This window comes from Streptomyces sp. NPDC017225 (assembly GCF_044331465.1).
Taxonomy (GTDB): Bacteria; Actinomycetota; Actinomycetes; order Streptomycetales; family Streptomycetaceae; genus Streptomyces.
Map to the genome: position 1 here is coordinate 1 of NZ_JBIRNE010000050.1, position 3,356 is coordinate 3,356.

The 3,356-nt window shown below is 59.3% G+C and carries 3 protein-coding genes; 2 read left to right on the forward strand and 1 reads right to left on the reverse strand.

What is annotated here, in order from left to right; all coding sequences use genetic code 11:
- Positions 1–319 precede the first annotated feature (319 nt).
- A complete protein-coding gene (locus ACH4NX_RS38280; protein WP_166814103.1) occupies positions 320–742 on the forward strand; it encodes a serine hydrolase in 423 nt (140 codons plus the stop codon).
- 138 nt (positions 743–880) lie between these two features.
- Positions 881–1,969 (forward strand): IS110 family transposase, encoded by a 1,089-nt coding sequence (locus ACH4NX_RS38285; protein ID WP_003942584.1) that lies wholly within the window; start codon positions 881–883, stop codon positions 1,967–1,969.
- A 326-nt stretch (positions 1,970–2,295) separates the two neighbouring features.
- On the opposite strand, the gene ACH4NX_RS38290 is transcribed toward ACH4NX_RS38285, so the two are convergent.
- A complete protein-coding gene (locus ACH4NX_RS38290; protein WP_398153397.1) occupies positions 2,296–3,303 on the reverse strand; it encodes an IS481 family transposase in 1,008 nt (335 codons plus the stop codon).
- Between the last annotated feature and the right edge of the window lie 53 nt (positions 3,304–3,356).

The window sequence follows — 3,356 nt, forward strand, 5'->3', positions numbered from 1 at the left end:
ATCACCGGATCGTCGAGTGGCTCCACCAGCTACGGAAGCTGAACGCCCTCGGGGGATGCACGGGTTAGCGACGTCCCGGGTCAGCCGGACACAAACATCCCCAACGGACTGACAGCCAGTGCCATACACAGCGGTATGAAACAGAGAATGGGCTGGTTGAACCCTGCACTCGATATCGCCGGACACTTCCTGCACCCCTTGGATATTGACCGATAAGACCCACTTTTCCAATCGGGTCGCCGTCGGACCAGTCGGGGCTTCCTGCCCTGCCGATCCACATTTTCACCAACCTGTATTTCTATAGCCAAGAGAGGCGAGAATGACGATGTTTCGCGGTGTTACGCGTCGGACGCTATTGGGCGCAGCGGTGCTGGTACCGCTTGCCGGTTGTTCAGCGAAGAATCCTTCGACGACAAGTTCTCAAACGTCAACGGCAAGCGAAGAGGATCGAGCCCACCTCCTGGCTGATCTCGAAGACAAATACGATGCCCGCTTGGGTGTATATGCGGCCAATCCGAGAACGGGAGGGATGGTCGAGTATCGAGCTGACGAGCGTTTCGCGTTCTGTTCCACATTCAAAACCCTTGCTGTCGCAGCGGTATTGAGCCAGAATCCGCTGGAATATTTGGATGCCGTCGTTTATTACACGGCGGATGATCTTCAGTCTTATGCGCCCATCACGAAGCAGCACCTGGACACCGGGATGGCTGTCGGTCAATTATGCGAAGCTGCTCGTCGATGACGTTCTCGTCGAATTGTATGTCTAGACGGTATGAGGGTCGGCCCGTTTCGGGCCGGGGACTCGCTTGCAAGTTGCCGTGGGTTGCCGAGTAGGCGAAGCCTGGATCGGTAGTGCCTACATTTGCAGGAGGCCCCGGTGATGTATCAGCGTACGAGTGTCGGATTGGACGTGCACGCACTGTCTGTAGTGGCATGTGCGATCGACGGTCAAACCGGTGAAGTATGGAAACAACGATTATGTCCGGACTCCGGTGAGATCCTCGCCTGGTTGCGTTCGTTGCCGGGTCCGGTGAAAGCCGTCTACGAGGCCGGACCGACCGGATTCGGCCTGTACCGAGCTCTGAATCAAGCGGGTGTGGAGTGCGTGGTGGTTGCGCCGTCGAAATTGCAGAGACCTGCTGGTGACCGCGTCAAGACCGATGCTCGCGACGCGCTGCATCTGGCGCGGTTGCTCCGACTGGACGAGATCGTCGAGGTCACGGTCCCTTCGGTAGAACAAGAGGCAGCCCGAGATCTGGTCCGTGCCCGTGAGGATGCTCGCGGGGATCTGATGCGATGCCGACATCGCTTGTCGAAACTTCTTCTGCGGCAGGGCATTGTCTATTCTGGTGGTGCGGCGTGGACTGGTGCGCATGATGTGTGGCTACGAAGTCAGAGGTTCGAGCAGTCGGCGTTGCAGGCCACGTTCGACTCGAACTATGAAGCGATGCTGCTCACCCGAAGCCGCCGTGACCGACTGGATACGGCGATCGAGGAGATGGCGGAGAACAGTCCCTACACGCCGATGGTGCACCGTTTGGGATGTTTACGCGGAATCTCTACTTTGACCGGGTTCGGGTTGGCGGTCGAGATCGGCGACTGGCAGCGATTTACGGGGAGCACCATCGGTTCCTATGTCGGCCTGGTGCCGAGTGAATACTCTTCGGGGACATCACGATCACAGGGTTCGATCACCAAGACCGGCAACGGTCATGCACGTCGGTTGTTGGTCGAGGCAGCATGGCATCACCGCAAGATCTACCGCAACCCTGGACAGGTCATGCGCACTCGATGGGCGAAAGCCAGCCCCGCTGCGCGTGCTCGTGGGCATGCCGGCAACCACCGCCTGCATCATCGGTGGGAGCAGTTCACCGCCCGTAAGAAGCGTCCGGTGATCGCCAATGTCGCCGTAGCCAGAGAACTTGCGGGATGGTGTTGGTCGCTGGCGGTCGTCGACGACCAGCCCTGAGCTTGTCCTTCCCCTAGATTTCGGTCGATAGACAATCGCAAAGGGCGTGATGGCAGCGTGAGGAACGATCTGCGAAAACAACTATGGGCAGCAACAGGTTCCGAAATTGGAACCGATTGCGACGCCCGACCCTAGAGCAGCAGCACCGTTCCTGCCGAACAGTCGTCCTGCGGTAGCCAACCCGCGTATATCAGTCTGACCACGAGTCGTGAATATCGACATGTCACCCGCCGTTCTTCATGTCCGTCGACCGAAACGGAAACGGCCTCGGGAACTGCCGTTCCCGAGGCCGTTTCCACCTGTCCCTTGACAAATTTCTCTACATATCAGTTGTAGGAGGAACGGACGTTGGTGACGCGGTGCCGGCGGTAAGCGGCGGGCGGTCGTCCTCCGCGTGCTGAATGCGGTCGGTGGTAATTGTAGTGAACATTCCAGACTTCGACGGCAGTGCGCCGCTCAGCTTCGCTGGTGTACTCGCGGGAGTACAGCAGTTCTTCGGCGAGGATGCGGTTGTAGCGTTCGACCTTCCCGTTGTGTTTCGGGGTGTACGGCTTGATGCGGTAGTGCCGAGCTTCGCGGAGTGAAACGGTGAAATCTGCTGCCCGATAGCATGATCCGCTGTCGGTGATCACGCGCTCGATACGGGTGATGCCGTGTGCGGCGAAGAAGACGCGGGCGTTGTTCATGAAATCGATGGCTGTTGCGGCGGTTTCGTTGTCGCGTGCCTCGGTGTACGCCAGGCGGGTGTTCCCGTCGATCGCGGAATGCAAATAGGTGTACCCGACCCGGGCTTGCTTGTTCTTCGTTTTCCGACGCTGCGATCGTTTGGCCTGCTCGGAGCCGCGGCCGTGGGCACGCCACCCGCCGCCGTCGGGGATCTTCCCGACTTTCTTGATGTCGACGTGGACCATCTGGCCGGGTCGTTTTGCAACGATGACCTGCGGTTTTCGGTTGGTTTCGCCGTTCGGGTCGATGAACCGGCGGCGGTGCAATCCCAGGTTCCGCAGGATTTTCGTGACGGTCCGGCGAGCAATGACCGTTCCATCCATTCGGAGTTCGAACGTGATTCGTGAAGCCGACCATTTCCGGCTCCGGCGCATCGACTCGATGTCGGCCACGACCTCCGCGGCTGTAGCGGTCGGTTGATGGTGCGGCGTGCTGGATCGGTCCTGTAATCCCAGGTCACCGTACTTGCGATACCGGTTGACCCACTTGGAGGCGCATTGTCGTGAGATACCCATTTCGGCGGCGACGTGGGCGATCGGACGACTCTGGCAGCGCTCGATCAGGCGTCGTCTTCCCTCCACGGTGAGTGGGGCATTACGGTGTGTCACAGGGCTGGTCCTTCTTGGTCGAGAACGGCTATGTCGCAACTCCCATTCTTACG